Genomic DNA, 17,074 nt, shown 5'->3' with positions numbered 1-17,074 from the left:
CGCCCGAACCACCAACCGCAACGTGTCCCGCTGGCGCGACGGGCACATGGTGCTGCGCTGGACCGCGGCCGGCATGCTCAACGCCGAACGATCCTTCCGCCGCATCAAGGGCTACAAACACATGCCACAGCTCGTCGCCGCCCTCCACCGACACACCCACCCCGACACCACCGACCACACAGAAACTGTCGGTGCCGTCGCCTAGAGTTCACCGTGGATCGTCACCCAAGTTCCACACAACTCGGGACATGCTCGACGGGGATGCTCTGTCTCTCAACGGAGGTATCTAGATTGCATGGAAGACTAGCCGGTATCGCGACGGCTCTTATCGCGACGATGCTGCTGTCCACTGGCCTCGGCATACCTGCTCAGGCAAAGGACCAGCCCTACCGAATGACCCTCGACGACTTCTCCGGCTACGCCGACGACGTCACGCTCGCAAGCACCTACGCACCCAACCCCAACGGGGGCCCCAATACGGCCAGCCTCGTCGACTCTCCCTTCGGCGACGATCTCGGCAAGGCGATGTCAGTCAGCTACTCGTTCGCCAACGGGTACTCGGGCCGCTCTCGGGTCGTCGAGGGGTACTGGCCCGGCTTGCAGGCGATCAACCTCTGGATACAGAATGGGACGCCCGGCCAAGACGTCCTGCTGCAGTTGAATGACGGCGCGTCGCATGAAGCCCATTTGAACGAAGTCGCCGGCTTCGACGAAACCTCGACGGCGCCGCAGCACATTACCATCCCGGTTGCAGAGTTCAAACGCAAGACAGGCACCGGGACAGGGACGCTCGACCCGGCGGGCACCACCTCTGTAGCTCTCTACGTCAATCAGGTGGACCGAGGCAGCGGAGGGACAATCGTGCTCGATGAGCTCGAATTGGTGCTGGCCGACAAGCCGTATGTCCCGAGCGTGAGTTTTCCCCGCAAGAAGCTGCACGCCGACGGCGCGAGCAATCTGATCACCCTGTTGAACTCGGCGGTCGAACTGCCCCGGGGGCGCATCGTGCAGGCGGCCTGGACCTCATCGAAAGACGATGTCCTCGCGGACGCAAGCCGGCTCTCTCCCAAAGGCGACTTCCGCAAGAACGGCTCCACCGAGGTCCGTCTTAGTGGCCTGAAGATATTCCAGGACGGGCGTAGCTACACCGTGCCCACCGATACCAGGCTCCGCGTAAATGTCCAGCACCTGCCGAGGGCAGTCGACGTGGTGGACTACCTCAACAGCATCTCTGGCAAGGGCACCCTTTCGGCCATGCACCACGACCAGTCCTACTCGAACCCGGCCATGGCCGACGTGCTCCACCAGCGAGTGGCGAACGAGTTCGGTGTCTATCCTGCTTTCTACGGGGCGGACTTCCTCACCGGCCAACGTACGGTGCCCTTCCGGCAGAACATGATCAACGAGGTGAATCGGCAGTGGGCGAACGGCAACCTGGTGCAGATCATGTTCCATGTCTCACCGCCTCAGTACTCCGTGGCCGAGGAGATCGAGGGTGACTGGGGTGGTGACTCGGCGGGCGAGACCATGACTGGGCCGAACCGCATCTACTCCTTCCTCTACGAGGATCAGTGGAAGCAGCTCATGACCGACGGCACACCGCTCAACCTCAACTGGAAGTCGCGGATGGACGAGTACGCGCGCTACCTTCAACAGCTCGAGGACGCCGGTGTCACTGTCATGCTCCGTCCGTTCCATGAAATGAACCAGCATGTGTTCTGGTGGGGTGGCCGCCCGGGACTGAAAGGCAGCGCGGGTCTCTACCGGATGTTCCACGACTACCTGGAAAAGGAGAAAGGCCTGTCCAACATCGTCTGGGTGTGGAACGTCCAGGATCTCCCGGTCGATTACGGGTGGACTGCCGGCGACCCGAAATTCGACCGGTACGAGGGGGTGGCCGGCGGTCTGTCGGAGTACGACGCCGACACGTGGGACAGCTTCAACCCCGGCAAGGGCTACTACGACGTACTCTCAGTCGACTTCTACGACCCTGAGGGTTACGTGCAGCGGCACTACGACCAAGCCAAGCGGATCGCCGACCGGGACGGGAAACCGATGATCATTGGTGAGACCTTCGTCTTCCCGTCGCAGCCGGAGTTCGCCGCGCAACCTGACTGGGCACTGGCTATGCCGTGGGGCATCCGCACGTGGAACTACAACACCAAGGAGGCGATGGCGACCTTCTACGAGAACAGCATCCCCTCTTCTCAGCTGCCCCGGTTCAAAAGCCGAGGCAGGTGACGCACTAGATCACGACCGTCCGGCGCCGTATCTGCGCTGGCGGTCGTGACTTGCTGCTCAGACCATCAAGCCACGATGGGATTGCCGATCGGACGACCTTGGAACCGACCCGCCCGGCGTTCAGTTCAGTCACTCCCGTGACAGTAAATCTCCGCACTCTCGCGGCAGGACGCATCTTGTCGAGGCGATCTCGCCCTCTACGTGCGGGAGTGAGTTAGACCCAGCTGTGGAGCTTCGCGGCGTCGGTGGTGAACTGAGCCAGTGAGTCGTCGGCGACGAACTCCAGGAGGGCGTTGATTTCTCGGGGTTCTGCGGCGAGGCGGTCAAGTACTGGGCGCCAGAGAGACTCGCGGCCGGCCAGGGGGAGGCGGTTGTTCGAGGGCCACCAGGAGAAGACGTGGACGGTGCTCAGCCACGGCATCAGGGACTCGAGTTGCTCCAGGCATTCGGCGTCGTTCAGGTCGACCGGTGGTTGCCAGTACGTCGTGAGGTTGGGTGCGCCGACGTCCAGCAGCAGGGTGATCGTCGAGTCGACCTCGTCGGTGAGGGTGCCGCGGTGGAACTCCATCGCGATCTCGATGCCCGCCCCGGACGCCACGTCGGCCAGCTCGGCCAGTCCGCGCGTGACCGCCATCCGGTCGCCCACGCCGGCTTCCGCAGTACCGACTGTTCCGGCCCACACCCGGATCCGGGGTGCGCCCAGTTCGGCCGCGGTGTTCACCGCAGTACGGATTTCCTCGCGGTCGACGCTGCCGGCACGCAAGTAGGACCCGTACGCCGCGACGGCCAGCCCGTTGGCCTCGCACAGCTCGCGGGCCTTGCGCGCGGCCGGCAGATCGCCGAGCGGAACGTGGATGTCGCCACCCCACTCGATCGCTGCCAGCCCCGCCTGTTGGGCCACCTCGACGACCTCTTCGACGGCCAATTGCCGAAACGTCACCGAGACCAGACCGGTCCTCACGCCCACGCCGTACCTCCTCTGTCTGCCTCTATCCAACCTCATCCGCAAAGCCCGTCTCACGTCATGAGCAAACCGCGTGGACACAAGTGACCGAGCCTCTAGACTCGCAGGCATGTCAGAGCAGCGGCGAGGGTTCGGCTTCGGCCTGACCGCATACCTGATCTGGGGGATCTTTCCGCTCTACTGGAAGCTGCTCGACTCCTCCGGCGCGGTCGAACTGCTCGCCCACCGGATCGTCTGGTCGCTCCTCACGATCGTGGCGCTGGTCCTGGTACGACGCCGCGCCGGCCAGGTCCGCGCGCTGCTGGCCGACCCCCGGCGAAGGTGGCCGCTGGTCGCCGCCTCAGTCCTGATCTCGGTCAACTGGGGTGTCTACATCTGGGGTGTCAACCACGACCGCATCGTCGAGACCTCGCTCGGCTACTTCATCACGCCGCTGTTCACCGTGCTGCTCGGCGTGGTCATCCTCAAGGAGCGGCTCCGGGTCGTCCAGTGGATCGCGGTCGCGATCGCCTTCCTGGCCGTCGCCGGGCTGACCATCGAGAACGGCCGGCCGCCGTGGGTGGCGATCCTCCTGACCTTCTCGTTCGGCTTCTACGGGTTCGTCAAGAAGAAGGCCGGCGCGGGCGCGATCGAGGGGATGGCGATCGAGTCGGCGACCATTGCCCCGCTCGCGCTCGTCGCGATCCTGATGCTCGGCTTCCAGGGCAACTCGACCGTGACGCACGAGGGGCCGGGGTACCTGATCCTGGTGCTGCTGACCGGGCCGTTGACCGCAGTACCGCTGCTGCTCTTCGGCGCGGCCGCGACGCGGATCTCGCTGACGACCCTCGGCCTGCTGAACTACATCACGCCGATCATGCAGTTCATCCTGGGCGTCCTGGTCTTCCACGAGCAGATGACGACGATGCGCTGGGTGGGTTTCGGGCTGGTCTGGCTCGCGCTGACGATCTTCACCTGGGACAGCATGGCCAAGCGCCGGCGGGCCCTGCGGCTGGAACCGGTCGCCGCCGGCGTGTGATCGTTCAGGTGCTTTTGGTTACTGAGGGCAACCTAAGCCGTCCGGCGTTCATCTGACCTTCACCCGGACCCCGTTTCGGCTCCTTAGCCTCACGGCGTCCGAGTCTCACGCAAGAAGCCGGAGTACTGCGAGTGAGCCCCAAGTTTCTGCCGCTGATCAGCCAGATCGGCACCCGTCACGGATCCCGCACCTTTCGCACCTGCGAGCTGAAGTGCGCCAACCAGTGCGACCACGCCGAGCCGAACACGTCCGGCAACGAGCACATCCAGACCGTCCTGCAGTCGGCGTTCACGCGCCGCCGGGTCCTGAAGGTCGGCGCCGCGGGTGTCGCGGCCGCCGGTGTCGGCGTACTCGCCTCGAGCGTCCCGGCCGCCGCCGACCTCGTGACCGGAAATGGTGCCGAGGGCAACGGCTCCTTCCCCGGCTTCGGTGGCCACGGCCGCGCGCTGACGCACAGCGTCGTACCGCCGAACCGGCAGGACGACATCGTCATCCCGAAGGGCTACGACCAGGCCGTCATCATCGCCTGGGGTGACCCGGTCGAGGCCGGCGCGCCGAAGTTCGACGCTCAGAAGCAGACCGCGGCGGCACAGGCCAAGCAGTTCGGCTACAACAACGACTACATGATGGTCGTGCCGTTGAAGGACGACCGGACGGCGCTGCTGGTCTGCAACCACGAGTACACCGACGAGTACCTGATGTTCCCGACCGGCAAGTACGACGCCAAGACGCAGGCCAACATCGGGCTGGCCGCGCACGGCATGTCGGTGGTCCAGATCAAGCGCGACGGGCACGTCGGCAAGTGGCGCCGCGACCGCGAGGGCAGCCGCTACAACCGCCGCATCACGGCCACCACCAAGTTCGAGGTGACCGGCCCGGCCGCCGGAGACCCCCGCGTCGGAAAGGTTGCCTACGGCACCTTCGGGAACTGCGCCGGCGGCGTCACGCCGTGGGGCACGATCCTGTCCGGCGAGGAGAACTTCAACGGGTACTTCGACGTCACCGGCACCGTTCCGGCGGAGTACGTCGACAGCTACAAGCGGTACGGCGTACCGACGACGGTGACCAAGTCGGCCCGGCAGTGGAGCACTGTCGACCCGCGCTGGGACCTGAGCAAGACGCCGACCGAGGTGTTCCGGGCCGGCTGGATCGTCGAGGTCGACCCGTACGACCCGAAGGCGACGCCGAAGAAGCGCACGATGCTCGGCCGGATGAAACACGAGGGCGCGACCATCACGATCACCGCCGACGGCCGGATCGCGGCGTACCTGGGCGACGACGAGCGCGGCGAGTACATCTACAAGTTCGTGTCGGCAGGCAAATACGACTCCGGCAACCGGAAGAACAACTTCGGCCTGCTGGACGAGGGCACGCTGTACGTCGCCAAGTTCACCGGCGACGGGACGGCGGACGGCCTGTTCGACGGCACCGGCCAGTGGATCCCGCTGACCACGGACAAGAAGTCGTTCATCGACGGGATGAGCGTCGCCGAGGTGCTGATCAACGTCCGGTCCGCCGCCGACAAGGTGGCCGCGACCCGGATGGACCGGCCGGAGGACATCGAGCGCAACCCGGTGAACGGCCGGATCTACGCCGCGCTGACGAACAACTCCGACCGCGGCGGCAAGTTCGCCGTCGACGAGGCGAACCCGCTGGCCAAGTCGTTCGTCCGCGACACCCTGAACGGCCCGCTGGTCGAGAAGTCCGGCAACCGCAACGGCTACATCCTCGAGCTCACCGAAGAGGGCGACGACGCGGCCAAGACCGGCTTCTTCTGGACCCTGTTCCTGGTCTGCGGCGACCCGACCTCGCAGGAGACCTACTTCGGCGGGTACGACAAGACCAAAGTCAGCCCGATCTCCTGCCCGGACAACGTCGCCTTCGACGGCTCCGGCAACCTGTGGATCTCCACCGACGGCAACGTGCTCGGCTCCAACGACGGCATCTTCACCGTCCCGGTGGCGGGCCCGAACCGCGGTCAGGTCAAGCAGTTCCTCTCCGTCCCGTTCGCCGCCGAAGCCTGCGGGCCGCTGGTCTCCGACGACGACAGCACTGTCTTCGTCGCCGTCCAGCACCCCGGTGAGACCGACACGGCCACCTTCGAGAAGCCGGCCTCCACCTGGCCGCACACCCACGCGTTCCCCCGCCCGGCGATCTCCTGCGTCTGGCGCAAGGACGGCGGCCGCGTCGGCAGCTGACTCTGATTGGGTGGGGAGTTGCTCTCGTACGCCGTACGCCCACGCGGCTCCTACGTCGCCGCTCCCCACCCCCGCTACCTCGCTCCTGCGTCGCTCGTCCCGCTGCCATTTGATGGAATGAGCCGAAGCACAGGCGAGCCCAGTTGAGTGGCCGGCCGGTGCACCCTCAGCCGAGTAGCCGGCCGGTGCTTGTGCATCTGGGCGGTCCCCCCAACTTGTGGGTTGTCACCCCGGAATCCAGGGTGACAACCCACAATCTGACCGGACAACCCCTCGACGAGGGGTTCGCCCATCGTTAGACCAAGGGGCGAACCACCAGAGGAGGGGCGATGCACACTCTCCGTCGGTGAGTCGCCAGGAGGCTGGTACGGCGAACGCTCCACGCGGCTCCTACGTCGCCGCTCCCCACCCCTAGCTACCTCGCTCCTGCGTCGCTCGTCCGATGCCACAAAAGGCGAGGTGACGCACACGTGACGCCATCCGACTGGCGGGGCCGCATGCAGGCGCCCGAGCAAGCCCAGTCGGGTGGCTAGCCGGCAACCCAGCCCGGCGTTCGGCCAGGCGTAGTTCGCGAGGCCTGTGGCCGGTGTGCCGTTAGCGGCTTATCGGGCCGATGGCCTGCTGTAAAGCCTGTTGCGAATTGGCTCGGCAGCGGCCAATTGTGTTCCGACCGACAGGAAGTAGTCGACCGTTCGGCCGCGCGCCACGCTCACCGAGGCCGCGGCCGGCCGCAGAACCGGCACTACTTCCTGTCGGTCGGGACACAACGCGAACCCCAGACCCGTTTCCCAACAGGCTCTGCAAGGCGCTATCGGTAATACAACCGGCTATCGATGCCGACGGGAGCCGGTACGTCGGTGCGCGGCCGAGCCGTCACGCCGCGGCTGGTAGTTGTTCCTCGGGTGGGCGGATGTGGCGGAACTGGCGTAGCAGTAGTAGGTCGTAGCAGATGCAGCGCCATGCCCGGTGCGCCGGTGCTCAGCGGTGTCGGTTGAGGAAAGTGGTGAGTTCCGCGAGGTACTGCGGGCGGTTGTCGCGGCGGACCGAGTGGCCGGCGCCGGCGATGTGTATCGCCTGGAACTCGCCGGCTGCCGCTTCGGCGCAACGCTTCGCGTACTCGGTGGAGATCAGGGAGCCGCGATCGGTGTCCCCGTGGATCAGCAGTACCGGGCACGTGATCGCGGCCAGGAGGTCGGTCAGCGGGGCCGGCTCCTGATACGGCAGCTCGAACAGATGCGGGTTGAGTTGCGCCTTCGACACGGCCCAGGGCTCGAACTCGTCATCGGGCCAGTCAGACTCGTCGGATCGGCCCCGCTCGATCCGGGCCGGCAGATCTAGTGCTCGGAGGTCCGAGAGCCAAGTCGGTACGGGTACGGGCTCCGATTCGTCCTGTGGGGCGGCAGACGGCTCTCCAGTCGGCGGGTCCTCCAGCACAACCGCACGGACCAGGTCCGGTCTCGACGCGGCCAGGTAGGCGGCCGACATCGCGCCCATCGAGTGGCCGACGACGACCACCCCGCCGTCACCGGGCTGGCTCGACAGCACGAGAGCGGCATCGTCGCATTGTGATGCATAGCCGATTGGTTCCTCCGGAAGCCCGGACTCGCCGTGCCCGCGCGCATCGATCGCGAGCGCCCGAATCCCGGGCATCGCGCCGATCAGCGGCTCCCAGCACTGCGCAGAGTCGGAGAAGCCGTGCAGGAAGGCGACCTCGGCCGCCGCCTCATCGGTCCGGTACCACGCCAGCTGGGCCGTCCTGCCTCGCACACCGAACATGGTTGCGGACAATAGCGCACCACGCGTGCGCCGGTCAGGGGAATTAAAAGTCGATACGCATGACGGCGCGGCGTTTGCCTGGGTGGCTCACCTCGGCGAAGCCGGCATCGGCGAAGGTGGCGAGAGTGCCGACAGAACCGCCGTCGACGAAATCTGGGTAGCCCTCCACAGCGGACGCCCCACGCTCGCGGGCGAAGGTGACGGCGGCGCTGGCGAGTGCGCGGCTGACTCCTCGGCGCCGGTAGCCGGCGCGGGTGACGAAGCAGGTCACGGCCCAGACGGTGGCGTTAGCCTTGTCTTCATTGCGGCCCAGCCAAGGGACGCGGTAGTCGCGTAGCAGCCTCGGGTGATCCGCTCGCGGCGCGACGGCGCACCAGCCGACGGGTTCGCCGTCGAGGTATGCGAGCAGGCCGCTCGTCGTCTGTGCCTGCTTGTTTCCGCAGGCGGTCTGCTCACGAAGCCGGGCGGCGAGTTCTTCGGGGCCTTCGGACGCCCAGGACTCCTTGGGCAGCATCCGGAACCGCTGGCACGAGCACCGCGCGGTGTCGCCGGTCGTGCCGAAGACCGCTCGCAGGTCCTCCCAGGTTGCCTGGTTCGCCGGGACGATTTTGAGTTGCTCGTCGGTGACCGGGGCCCGCGGGCCCTTCGGACGGGGCACCTGCTTGGCCGGACGAGGGGCTGATTGCGCGCGGCTGTCGGGCGGCGGCGGCTTCTGCGGGCTGGGCCGCGCGTCTGACATGAGCAGGATGTCCACGACGTCGCCGACGTCCAGGCCTTCGGGCTTGCGGACGGCGTCCTTCAGCGGGAGCAGGTAGCCGCCATCCTTCGGCCACAGCGACGTCTTCCACTCGGTGTTGCCGATCCGAGCGGTGATTGGCAACATGCCCCAGCCGTAGCTGGTGACCGCCGCAGCTGCCCGCAGTGCGTCACTTTCCTGCTCCGGTACGGCGACGAAGAAGTACGGCGCCGGCCCGCGCCACTCGATGACCTCCCCGCTGAACTCCTGCTCCATCCCCAAAGGCTAGGCCCCATCCCGGACGGACCGCTTCCGGATACACCGCCAGACTTGCCCCCGTGCCACCGCCAGACACCCACCGTCTGAGGTGACCACTGACTCCCACAGCAGCCAGGACCGGTTGACAAGGGGATTCTGGATATTTAGTATCTAGGTTATGAAGATGAACGAGGGGGTGGAGTGGGCGCTGCACAGTTGCGTGAATCTGTGCTTCATCCCGGGTGAGGCAGTGACCGCCAAGCGCCTTGCGGCCTTCTACGAGTTGCCTACTGCGTATCTGAACAAGCAACTCCAGGCACTCACGCGCGCCGGGATTCTCTCGTCGACCTCGGGGCCGAAGGGTGGGTTTCAGCTTGCCCGTCGGCCGGAGAAGATCAGCTTGCTCGATGTGGTGGTCGCGATCGACGGGGCCGACGACGCCTTCAGGTGTACGGAGATCCTGAAGGCAGGCCCGGGCGCCGACTCGAAGGCCGATTACCGGAAGATCTGCCTGGTCTCGCAGGCCATGCACAAGGCCGAGCTCACCTACCGGCGCGAGCTGTCGGGTCAGACGATCGCGGACATCGTCGCCCAGGTCGAGCAGACCTACCCCGACACCGCCGGCAACACCCGGCGCTGGTTCGCCAACCTCAAGTCCTGAAATCCCAGCAAAACAAGAGCAAACCCAGAGCCTAATTCTGGATATTTGCTATCCACAACCAAAGGAGACCACCATCATGACCATCCTCGTTCGCTCGACCGACGCCGAAGTTCTCGCGGCCAGTGGCGTCACCCTGCTCGCCGACACCCCGGCGACCGACGGCCACCTCACCAGCCACCGCTCGATCTTCAAGCCAGGCAAGGAAGGCGCTCCCCCGCACCTGCACCGCGAGGCCTCCGAACTGTTCTTCGTCCTCAACGGCAGCCTCCGCGTCCTCACCGGCGACGACCTGATCACCCTCGACCAGGGCGACTTCCTCGTCGTACCGCCGAACACCGCACACGCCTTCGAAGCAGCCGGTACTACGGACGCCGAGGTGCTCTTCGTCCTCACCCACGCCAAGCCGCGGTTCGACTACTACCGCCTGCTGGAAGGCGTCTACCGCGGCGACACCGACCCGTCCGTGCTCGCCACCACGAGTGATCTTTACGACAACCACTACGTCAACAGCCCGACCTGGACCGGTCGCTAGGGCACTGGCCATCTTCAGCGGATTCTCAAGGGTCTCTCAGTGGCGCCGGGGATGATCGAGGGAACGCCGAAGGAGGCTCCCTGTGACCGCGTTGCTGATCTCACCGAGTGTCCGCGATGGCCTGGGCACCACCAAACTGCACTACCCGGCCGACTCGATCGTCGTACTAGCCGGGATGCCCGGCGCCGGCAAGAGCACCCTGCTCCGGCGGCTGTTCTCCGAGCCCGGCGCCGTACAGGTGCTCGACTCCGAACGTCTGAGGAATCGCTGGAAGCCAGTACTGCGTCCCATCCCGTACGCCGTCTGGCGCCCAGCGCTGCACCTGGCCTACTACGCACTCGTACTGCGTGCGATCCGCACCGCCGGTCCGTTGGTGATCCACGACTGTGCGACCAAACCGTTGGCCAGGCAACTGATCGGGCGGGCAGCAAAGGCCGCGGGCCGGCCGATCCACTTGATCATGCTCGACGTACCGGCCGACGTGGCTCGTCTTGGCCAGCGGGCGCGCGCCCGGGTCGTGCGCCCAGGAAGCATGGAAACCCACAGCCGCCGATGGCCAGTACTGCGAGACCTGGCGACCACCAACCCCGGTCGCGTCGTCCCCGGCGCTGTCTCGGCAGTGATCCTGACCCGCCACGAAGCGAATCAGCTGACCAGGATCACCTTCAGCCCGAGAAGAACTAAACGGAGCGAGTGACGACCAGATCGCAAAGGGACTCGAGAGCCGAGCGCCCTGAGCCTTCGGGGAGGTCTTCGAGCAGCTTGCGGGCGTCGTCCGCGCGCCGGCGTACGTCGTCCTCGGCTTGCTGAAGCGACGGGTGCGCGCGGAGCAGTCCGAGCGTCTCGGCCAGGCGGGCGTCGTCGCTCAGGTCGGAGTCGAGCAGCTCGAGCAAACGCGCGTCGGCCTCCCGCGTCGGGTCGGCCTGGGCACGGAAGATCAGCACCGGAAGCGTCGGCACACCTTCGCGCAGATCAGTACCAGGAGTCTTGCCGGACTCCTCGGACATCACGTCGAGGATGTCGTCGGCCAGCTGGAACGCCTGGCCGATCTCCTCACCGAAGGCACGAACAGTCTCCTGTACTTCGGCTGACGCGCCCGCGAACCGCGCACCGAACAGCGCCGAGGTGGCGATCAGCGAGCCGGTCTTGTCCGCGACCACCGACAGGTAGTGCGCGAGCGGGTCCTGGCCAGCGGAGACACCCAGCGTCTCGCGGATCTGCCCCTCGACCAGCCGGCCGAAGGTGCGAGCCTGGATCCGGACCGCCTCCGGGCCGAGCGAGGCGACCAGGTCGGAGGCGCGGGCGAACAGCCAGTCGCCGGTCAGGATGGCGACCGAGTTGTCCCAGCGCGCGTTCGCGCTGTCGGCGCCGCGACGCAGCGCGGCCTCGTCCATCACGTCGTCGTGGTACAGCGTGGCCAGGTGGGTCAGCTCGACCACCACGGCCGCGTCGACCACCTCGGGCGCCCCCGCGTTCGGGCCGAGCTCGGCGGCGAGCAGGACCAGCAACGGCCGGAACCGCTTGCCGCCGGCAACCATCACGTGCTGGGCGGCTTCGGTGACGAACGGGGCCTCGGACTGCGCGGAGTCGCGAAGCACCTGCTCGACCCTTTCCAGCCCAGCACGAACCCGGGACTCGAGCGCCTCGTCGGCGAACGCGAATCCCAGGCTCTCGGCCGGCAGCGGGGACGGACTCACCGGATGAACTCACCCGCCCTGGAAGCCAGCGCCAGCACCGGCCCGGGAACCACACCGAGTACCACCGTGGCGGCCAGACCCAGGGCGACGGCGGTCGTGGTCTGCCACCCGGGCAGCGCCACGTCCGGCGCGTCAGCCGGCAGGTCGGAGAAGAACATCAGCACGATCACGCGGACGTAGAAGAACGCGGCGACCAGGCTGCACAGCACCGCGACCACTACCAGCGGCCACGCGCCACCGGTCCAGGCCGCCGTGAACACGGCCCACTTGCCGGTGAACCCAGCAGTCAGCGGGATACCCGCGAAGCCGAGCAGGAAGAAGGCGAAGATGCCCGCCAGCAGCGGCGACTTCTTGCCCAGTCCGGCCCAGCGCGACAAGTGCGTCGCCTCGCCGCCCGCGTCGCGGACCAGCGTCACCAGAGCGAAGGCGCCGATGGTGGGGAACGCGTAGCAGACCAGATAGAACAGCACGGCCTGCGTCGAGGTGATGCCGTTGGTGACTCCGCTGCCGGCCTGCGAGAGCCCGACGAACGCGGTCAGCAGGAACCCTGCGTGCGCGATCGACGAGTAGGCGAGCATCCGCTTCACGTCGGTCTGGGTCAGCGCCACGATCGAGCCGACCACCATGGTGAGGATGGCGACGATCCACATCATCGGCGCCCAGTCCCAGCGGCTGCCGCCCAGCGCGACGTAGAACACCCGCATCAGGCCGATGAACGCGGCGATCTTCGTACAGGCGGCCATGAACCCGGTGACCGGCGTCGGCGCACCCTGGTACACGTCCGGCGTCCACGAGTGGAACGGAACCGCACCGACCTTGAACAGCAGGCCGACCGCGATCAGGCCGGTACCGGCCAGCAGCATCGCGTCGCCACTGGTCTTGGTGGCCAGCGCGTCGGAGATGCCGCCGAGCGACATCGTCCCGGCGTACCCGTAGAGCAGGGCGATGCCGTAGAGCAGGAAGGCCGAGGCGAAGGCGCCGAGCAGGAAGTACTTCATCGCGGCTTCCTGCGAGATCAGCCGGCGGCGGCGAGCCAGCCCGCAGAGCAGGTACAGCGGCAGCGAGAAGACCTCGAGTGCGACGAACATGATCAGCAGGTCGTTGGCCGAGGCGAACAGCATCATGCCGCCGACCGCGAACAGCGTCAGCGGAAAGACCTCGGTGTGCTCGACCTTGGCAGCCGTGCCCTCCCGCTCAGCCTCACTACCCGGTACTGCGGCCGCCTGGCCCGCGAAGGCGGACAGGCCACCGTCGACCGAGCGCTCGGCGAACAGCAGCACGCTGATCACGGTCAGCGTGAGCAGCGTGATCCAGGTGAACAGCGCCGGGCCGTCCACCGAGATGGCACCCTGCGCCGCGATCAGCTTCTTGTCGTCCACCATCAGCAGGACGGTCAGCACGGCGGCGACCACCAGGCCGACCAGCGCGAGCGCCACCTGGGCCACGTGCCGCAGCTGCCGCGGCAGGAAGGCCTCGGCGAGGACGCCGACACAGGCCGCGCCGAAGACAACGAGCAGCGGTGCGAGCTCGTTGTACTCGATCTTCGGGGCGACGAAGTCTGCCAGTGGCAGCACCTGCGTCATCAGCACTGCACTCACTTGTGTCCCTCCGTCACGGGAACCTGCGGGGCCGGGTCGGTGACGCCCACGCGCTGCATCGTCGACTCAACGGCCGGCTTGATGATGTCGACCACCGGCTTCGGGTAGACCCCGAGGCCGACGATCAGCACGAGCAGCGGTGCGATCGCGAACACCTCGCGGAAGTTCAGGTCCTTCAGCTTCTCGATCCCGTCCCGTACCGGTCCGGTCATCAGGCGTTGGTACATGATCAGGATGTAGAGCGCGGCCAGCACGATACCGACGACGGCGATCACCGCGATCACCTTGTGCCTGCTGAACGTTCCGGCGAGCACCATGAACTCGGAGATGAACGGCGACAACCCGGGCAGCGACAGGCTGGACAGGCCGGCGAACAAGAAGGTGCCGGCCAGCACCGGTGCCACCTTCTCGACCCCGCCGTAGTCGGCGATCCGGGCCGAACCGCGCCGCGAGATCAGATAGCCGGCCACCAGGAACAGCGCTGCGGTGGAGAGCCCGTGGTTGAACATGTACAGCGTCGACCCGGTCAGGCCCTGCGAGGTGAGCGCGAAGATGCCCATCACGATGAAGCCGAAGTGCGAGATCGAGGTGTACGCGATCAGCCGCTTGATGTCGGTCTGGCCGATCGCCAGCAGCGCGCCGTACAGGACGCTGATCAGCGCCAGCACCAGGACCACCGGGGTGGCCCACTCGGACGCGTTCGGGAACAGGCCCAGGCAGAACCGGATCATCCCGAAGGTGCCGATCTTGTCCAGGATGCCGACCAGCAGGACCGACGTACCGGGGGTCGCCTCGGCGGCGGCGTCCGGCAGCCAGGTGTGGAACGGCACCATCGGCGCCTTCACCGCGAAGGCGAAGAAGAAGCCGAGGAACAGCCAGCGCTCGGTGTTCTGGCTCAGGTCGAGCTTGACCAGGTCCGCCAGCAGGTACGACGGGTCGCCGTTCTTGGCCGAGATGACGTACAGGCCGACCACGGAGGCCAGCATCAGCAGTCCGCCGAGCAGCGAGTAGAGCAGGAACTTCACCGCGGCGTACGAACGCTGCGCGCCACCGAAGCCGCCGATCAGGAAATACATCGGGATCAGCGTGGCCTCGAACAGCACGTAGAACAGGAAGACGTCGGTGGCGGCGAAGACGCCGATCGACAGGGCTTCCAGGGCCAGGATCCAGGCGAAGAACGACTTCTCGCTCCAGCGACCGGACTTGGCGTCGTTCCAGGAGGCGAGCAGCACGATCGGCGTGAGCAGCGCGGTGAGCACCACCAAAACGATCCCGACGCCGTCCAGGCCGAGCGCGTAGTGCGCGCCGAAGGCCTCGATCCAGGTGTGGTTCTCCTCATAGTCGGCCGCACCGTTCTGGTGGTAGCCGACGGCGATCACCGCGGTCAGTGCCAGCGTGAGCAGGGAGAAGCCCAGCGCGACCTGCTTCGACAGCAGCGCCTTGGCTTTCGGCACCGCCATCGTCACCAGGGCACCTACCAGCGGCAGGAGCAGTGTCAGGGTCAACCAACCGATTTTCACGACAACCTCACCGCGAGGAGGGCGACGACCACGAATGCGGCGCCGAAGACCATGCTGAGTGCGTAGGAACGGACGAAGCCCGTCTGGAACCGGCGCAGCCGGCCGGACAACCCACCGAAGAGCGCGGCCAGGCCGTTGACCAGACCGTCCACTCCGCGGTTGTCGAGCCAGACCAGCGTCCGGGTGAGGTACTGACCCGGGCGCATCAGGACCGCCTCGTTCAGCGCGTCGCCGTAGACGTCACGGCGGGCGAAGGTGGTGACCGGCGAGACCTGGACCGGCGCCTCGCGCGGGATGTCGCGGCGGTACAGGACCACCGCGATGACGATGCCGACGGCAACCACCGCGAGGGTGATCAGCGTCATCACCAGCGCGCTGACCGGCGGGTGGTGCTCCTCGTGCCCGACCACCGGCTCCAGCCACTCGACGATCCAGTGACCGGCGAAGTAGAGCGCGCCGCCGCCGAGCGAGAGCGCCGCCAGGACGACCAGCGGACCGGTCATCACCGCGGGCGACTCGTGCGGGTGCACGTCCTTCTCCCAGCGCTTCTCGCCGAAGAACGTCATCAGCATCAGCCGGGTCATGTAGAACGCGGTGATGCCGGCGCCGAGCAGGGCACACAGACCGATCACCAGGTTGTCCGCGAACGCGGCCTCGATGATCTTGTCCTTGCTGAAGAAGCCGGCGAACGGCGGGATGCCGAGGATCGCCAGGTAGCCGAAGGCGAAGGTCGCGAAGGTGACCTTCATGTACTTCGCCAGGCCGCCGTAGTGCCGCATGTTCACGTCGTCGTTCATGCCGTGCATCACCGAGCCGGCCCCGAGGAACATGTTGGCCTTGAAGAAGCCGTGGGTGAGCAGGTGGAAGATCGCGAACACATAGCCCGCCGGGCCGAGGCCGGCGGCGAGCATCATGTAGCCGATCTGGCTCATCGTCGAACCGGCCAGTGCCTTCTTGATGTCGTCCTTGGCGCAACCGATGATCGCACCGACCAGCGCGGTCACCGTGCCGACGATCACCACCGCGGTCGAGGCGGCGTCGGTGACCTCGTAGATCGCGTGCGAGCGAACCACCAGGTAGACGCCCGCGGTGACCATCGTCGCCGCGTGGATCAGCGCCGACACCGGGGTCGGGCCTTCCATCGCGTCCAGCAGCCAGGACTGCAGCGGCACCTGCGCGGACTTTCCACAGGCGGCCAGCAGCAGCATCAGGCCGAGCAGCGTGCCCCAGGTGCTGGAGACGCCCTCGACGCCGGCGTTCACCGTGGTGAAGGCGGACGAGCCGAACAACGCCCACATGCTCATCACCGCGAGCGACAGGCCGATGTCACCGACCCGGTTCACCACGAACGCCTTCTTCGCGGCGGTCGCGGCCGAGTGCTTGTGCTGCCAGAACCCGATCAGCAGGTACGACGCCAGACCGACGCCTTCCCAGCCGACGAAGACCACCAGATAGTCGGCGGCGAGCACCAGCAGCAGCATCGAGGCGATGAACAGGTTCAGGTACCCGAAGAAGCGGCGCCGGCGCGCGTCGTGCGCCATGTAGCCGATCGAGTAGATGTGGATCAGCGAACCCACACCGGTGATCAGCAGCACGAACAGGATGGACAGCTGGTCGATCAGCAGGGTCACATCCACCTGGATGCTGCCGACCGAGAACCACTCGAACAGCTTGATCGTCTCGGACCGCTCTTCACCGTCGAGACCCTGCATCTGGAAGAAGAGCAGGACCCCGCAGACGAACGAGGCCAGCGGCGCGGCGGTACCGAGCAGGTGACCCCAGCCGTTGGTGGCCTTGCCACCAAGCAGCAGGATCGCCGCGGACACCGCCGGGATCGCGACCAGCAGCCACATCAGCTCATGACTCATCGGTTAT

The 17,074-nt window shown here is 66.7% G+C and carries 13 protein-coding genes and 1 pseudogene; 7 read left to right on the top strand and 7 right to left on the bottom strand.

Annotated features, from left to right (window positions below; translation table 11 throughout):
- Nucleotides 1–205: pseudogene (locus A3ES_RS0137335) on the top strand (IS256 family transposase); the annotation flags it as partial.
- Between the two features lie 131 nt (nucleotides 206–336).
- On the top strand, nucleotides 337–2,241 hold the full coding sequence (locus A3ES_RS51895; protein WP_169501838.1) for a glycosyl hydrolase: 1,905 nt from the start codon (nucleotides 337–339) through the stop codon (nucleotides 2,239–2,241).
- Nucleotides 2,242–2,455: 214 nt separating this feature from the next.
- Here the strand turns inward: A3ES_RS51895 and A3ES_RS0137325 are convergent, their stop codons facing one another.
- Nucleotides 2,456–3,208, bottom strand: a complete 753-nt coding sequence (locus tag A3ES_RS0137325) for a sugar phosphate isomerase/epimerase family protein (protein ID WP_020391949.1) — start codon at nucleotides 3,206–3,208, stop codon at nucleotides 2,456–2,458.
- A 106-nt stretch (nucleotides 3,209–3,314) separates the two neighbouring features.
- Here A3ES_RS0137325 and rarD point away from each other — a divergent pair, with 106 nt between their 5' ends.
- Both rarD and A3ES_RS0137315 read left to right on the top strand, forming a co-directional pair.
- Nucleotides 3,315–4,223, top strand: coding sequence for an EamA family transporter RarD (gene rarD / locus A3ES_RS0137320; protein ID WP_020391948.1), 909 nt, complete (start codon nucleotides 3,315–3,317; stop codon nucleotides 4,221–4,223).
- Nucleotides 4,224–4,354: 131 nt separating this feature from the next.
- Nucleotides 4,355–6,421: a PhoX family protein gene (locus tag A3ES_RS0137315; protein ID WP_020391947.1), complete on the top strand. Its 2,067-nt coding sequence runs from the start codon at nucleotides 4,355–4,357 to the stop codon at nucleotides 6,419–6,421.
- Nucleotides 6,422–7,399: 978 nt separating this feature from the next.
- Here A3ES_RS0137315 and A3ES_RS0137310 read toward each other — a convergent pair.
- Nucleotides 7,400–8,188, bottom strand: a complete 789-nt coding sequence (locus A3ES_RS0137310) for an alpha/beta fold hydrolase (protein ID WP_157630954.1) — start codon at nucleotides 8,186–8,188, stop codon at nucleotides 7,400–7,402.
- A gap of 52 nt (nucleotides 8,189–8,240) precedes the next feature.
- Nucleotides 8,241–9,209, bottom strand: coding sequence for a GNAT family N-acetyltransferase (locus tag A3ES_RS0137305; protein WP_020391945.1), 969 nt, complete (start codon nucleotides 9,207–9,209; stop codon nucleotides 8,241–8,243).
- Between the two features lie 160 nt (nucleotides 9,210–9,369).
- Between A3ES_RS0137305 and A3ES_RS0137295 the strand changes: the two genes are divergently transcribed.
- From A3ES_RS0137295 to A3ES_RS0137285, 3 genes are all read left to right on the top strand, one after another.
- Nucleotides 9,370–9,852: an RrF2 family transcriptional regulator gene (locus A3ES_RS0137295; protein WP_020391944.1), complete on the top strand. Its 483-nt coding sequence runs from the start codon at nucleotides 9,370–9,372 to the stop codon at nucleotides 9,850–9,852.
- A gap of 76 nt (nucleotides 9,853–9,928) precedes the next feature.
- A complete protein-coding gene (locus A3ES_RS0137290; RefSeq protein WP_020391943.1) occupies nucleotides 9,929–10,384 on the top strand; it encodes a cupin domain-containing protein in 456 nt (151 codons plus the stop codon).
- Between the two features lie 82 nt (nucleotides 10,385–10,466).
- A complete protein-coding gene (locus A3ES_RS0137285) occupies nucleotides 10,467–11,081 on the top strand; it encodes an AAA family ATPase (RefSeq protein ID WP_020391942.1) in 615 nt (204 codons plus the stop codon).
- On the opposite strand, the gene A3ES_RS0137280 is transcribed toward A3ES_RS0137285, so the two are convergent.
- From A3ES_RS0137280 to nuoL, 4 genes are read right to left on the bottom strand one after another with little or no spacing between them, the layout of a single operon-like run.
- A complete protein-coding gene (locus A3ES_RS0137280) occupies nucleotides 11,065–12,081 on the bottom strand; it encodes a polyprenyl synthetase family protein (RefSeq protein WP_020391941.1) in 1,017 nt (338 codons plus the stop codon). The genes A3ES_RS0137285 and A3ES_RS0137280 overlap by 17 nt on opposite strands.
- On the bottom strand, nucleotides 12,078–13,664 hold the full coding sequence (gene nuoN, locus A3ES_RS0137275; protein ID WP_026163563.1) for an NADH-quinone oxidoreductase subunit NuoN: 1,587 nt from the start codon (nucleotides 13,662–13,664) through the stop codon (nucleotides 12,078–12,080). Before nuoN ends, A3ES_RS0137280 begins: the two co-directional genes overlap by 4 nt.
- A gap of 11 nt (nucleotides 13,665–13,675) precedes the next feature.
- A complete protein-coding gene (locus A3ES_RS0137270; RefSeq protein ID WP_020391939.1) occupies nucleotides 13,676–15,199 on the bottom strand; it encodes an NADH-quinone oxidoreductase subunit M in 1,524 nt (507 codons plus the stop codon).
- Nucleotides 15,196–17,067 (bottom strand): NADH-quinone oxidoreductase subunit L, encoded by a 1,872-nt coding sequence (gene nuoL, locus A3ES_RS0137265; protein ID WP_026163562.1) that lies wholly within the window; start codon nucleotides 17,065–17,067, stop codon nucleotides 15,196–15,198. Before nuoL ends, A3ES_RS0137270 begins: the two co-directional genes overlap by 4 nt.
- Nucleotides 17,068–17,074: the final 7 nt, after the last annotated feature.

Source organism: Kribbella catacumbae DSM 19601, from assembly GCF_000372465.1.
Lineage (GTDB): Bacteria > Actinomycetota > Actinomycetes > Propionibacteriales > Kribbellaceae > Kribbella > Kribbella catacumbae.
Note: the sequence above shows the minus strand (reverse complement) of the source record. Positions and strands in the feature narration are given on the sequence as shown.

What these genes read in the sequence shown, in the direction of transcription:
- rarD (WP_020391948.1), top strand. Translation starts at nt 3,315, where the DNA reads ATGTCAGAGCAGCGGCGAGGGTTCGGCTTCGGCCTGACCGCATACCTG.
- A3ES_RS0137295 (WP_020391944.1), top strand. Translation starts at nt 9,370, where the DNA reads ATGAAGATGAACGAGGGGGTGGAGTGGGCGCTGCACAGTTGCGTGAAT.
- A3ES_RS51895 (WP_169501838.1), top strand. Translation starts at nt 337, where the DNA reads ATGCTGCTGTCCACTGGCCTCGGCATACCTGCTCAGGCAAAGGACCAG.
- A3ES_RS0137290 (WP_020391943.1), top strand. Translation starts at nt 9,929, where the DNA reads ATGACCATCCTCGTTCGCTCGACCGACGCCGAAGTTCTCGCGGCCAGT.
- nuoN (WP_026163563.1), bottom strand. Translation starts at nt 13,664, where the DNA reads ATGACGCAGGTGCTGCCACTGGCAGACTTCGTCGCCCCGAAGATCGAG.
- nuoL (WP_026163562.1), bottom strand. Translation starts at nt 17,067, where the DNA reads ATGAGTCATGAGCTGATGTGGCTGCTGGTCGCGATCCCGGCGGTGTCC.
- A3ES_RS0137305 (WP_020391945.1), bottom strand. Translation starts at nt 9,209, where the DNA reads ATGGAGCAGGAGTTCAGCGGGGAGGTCATCGAGTGGCGCGGGCCGGCG.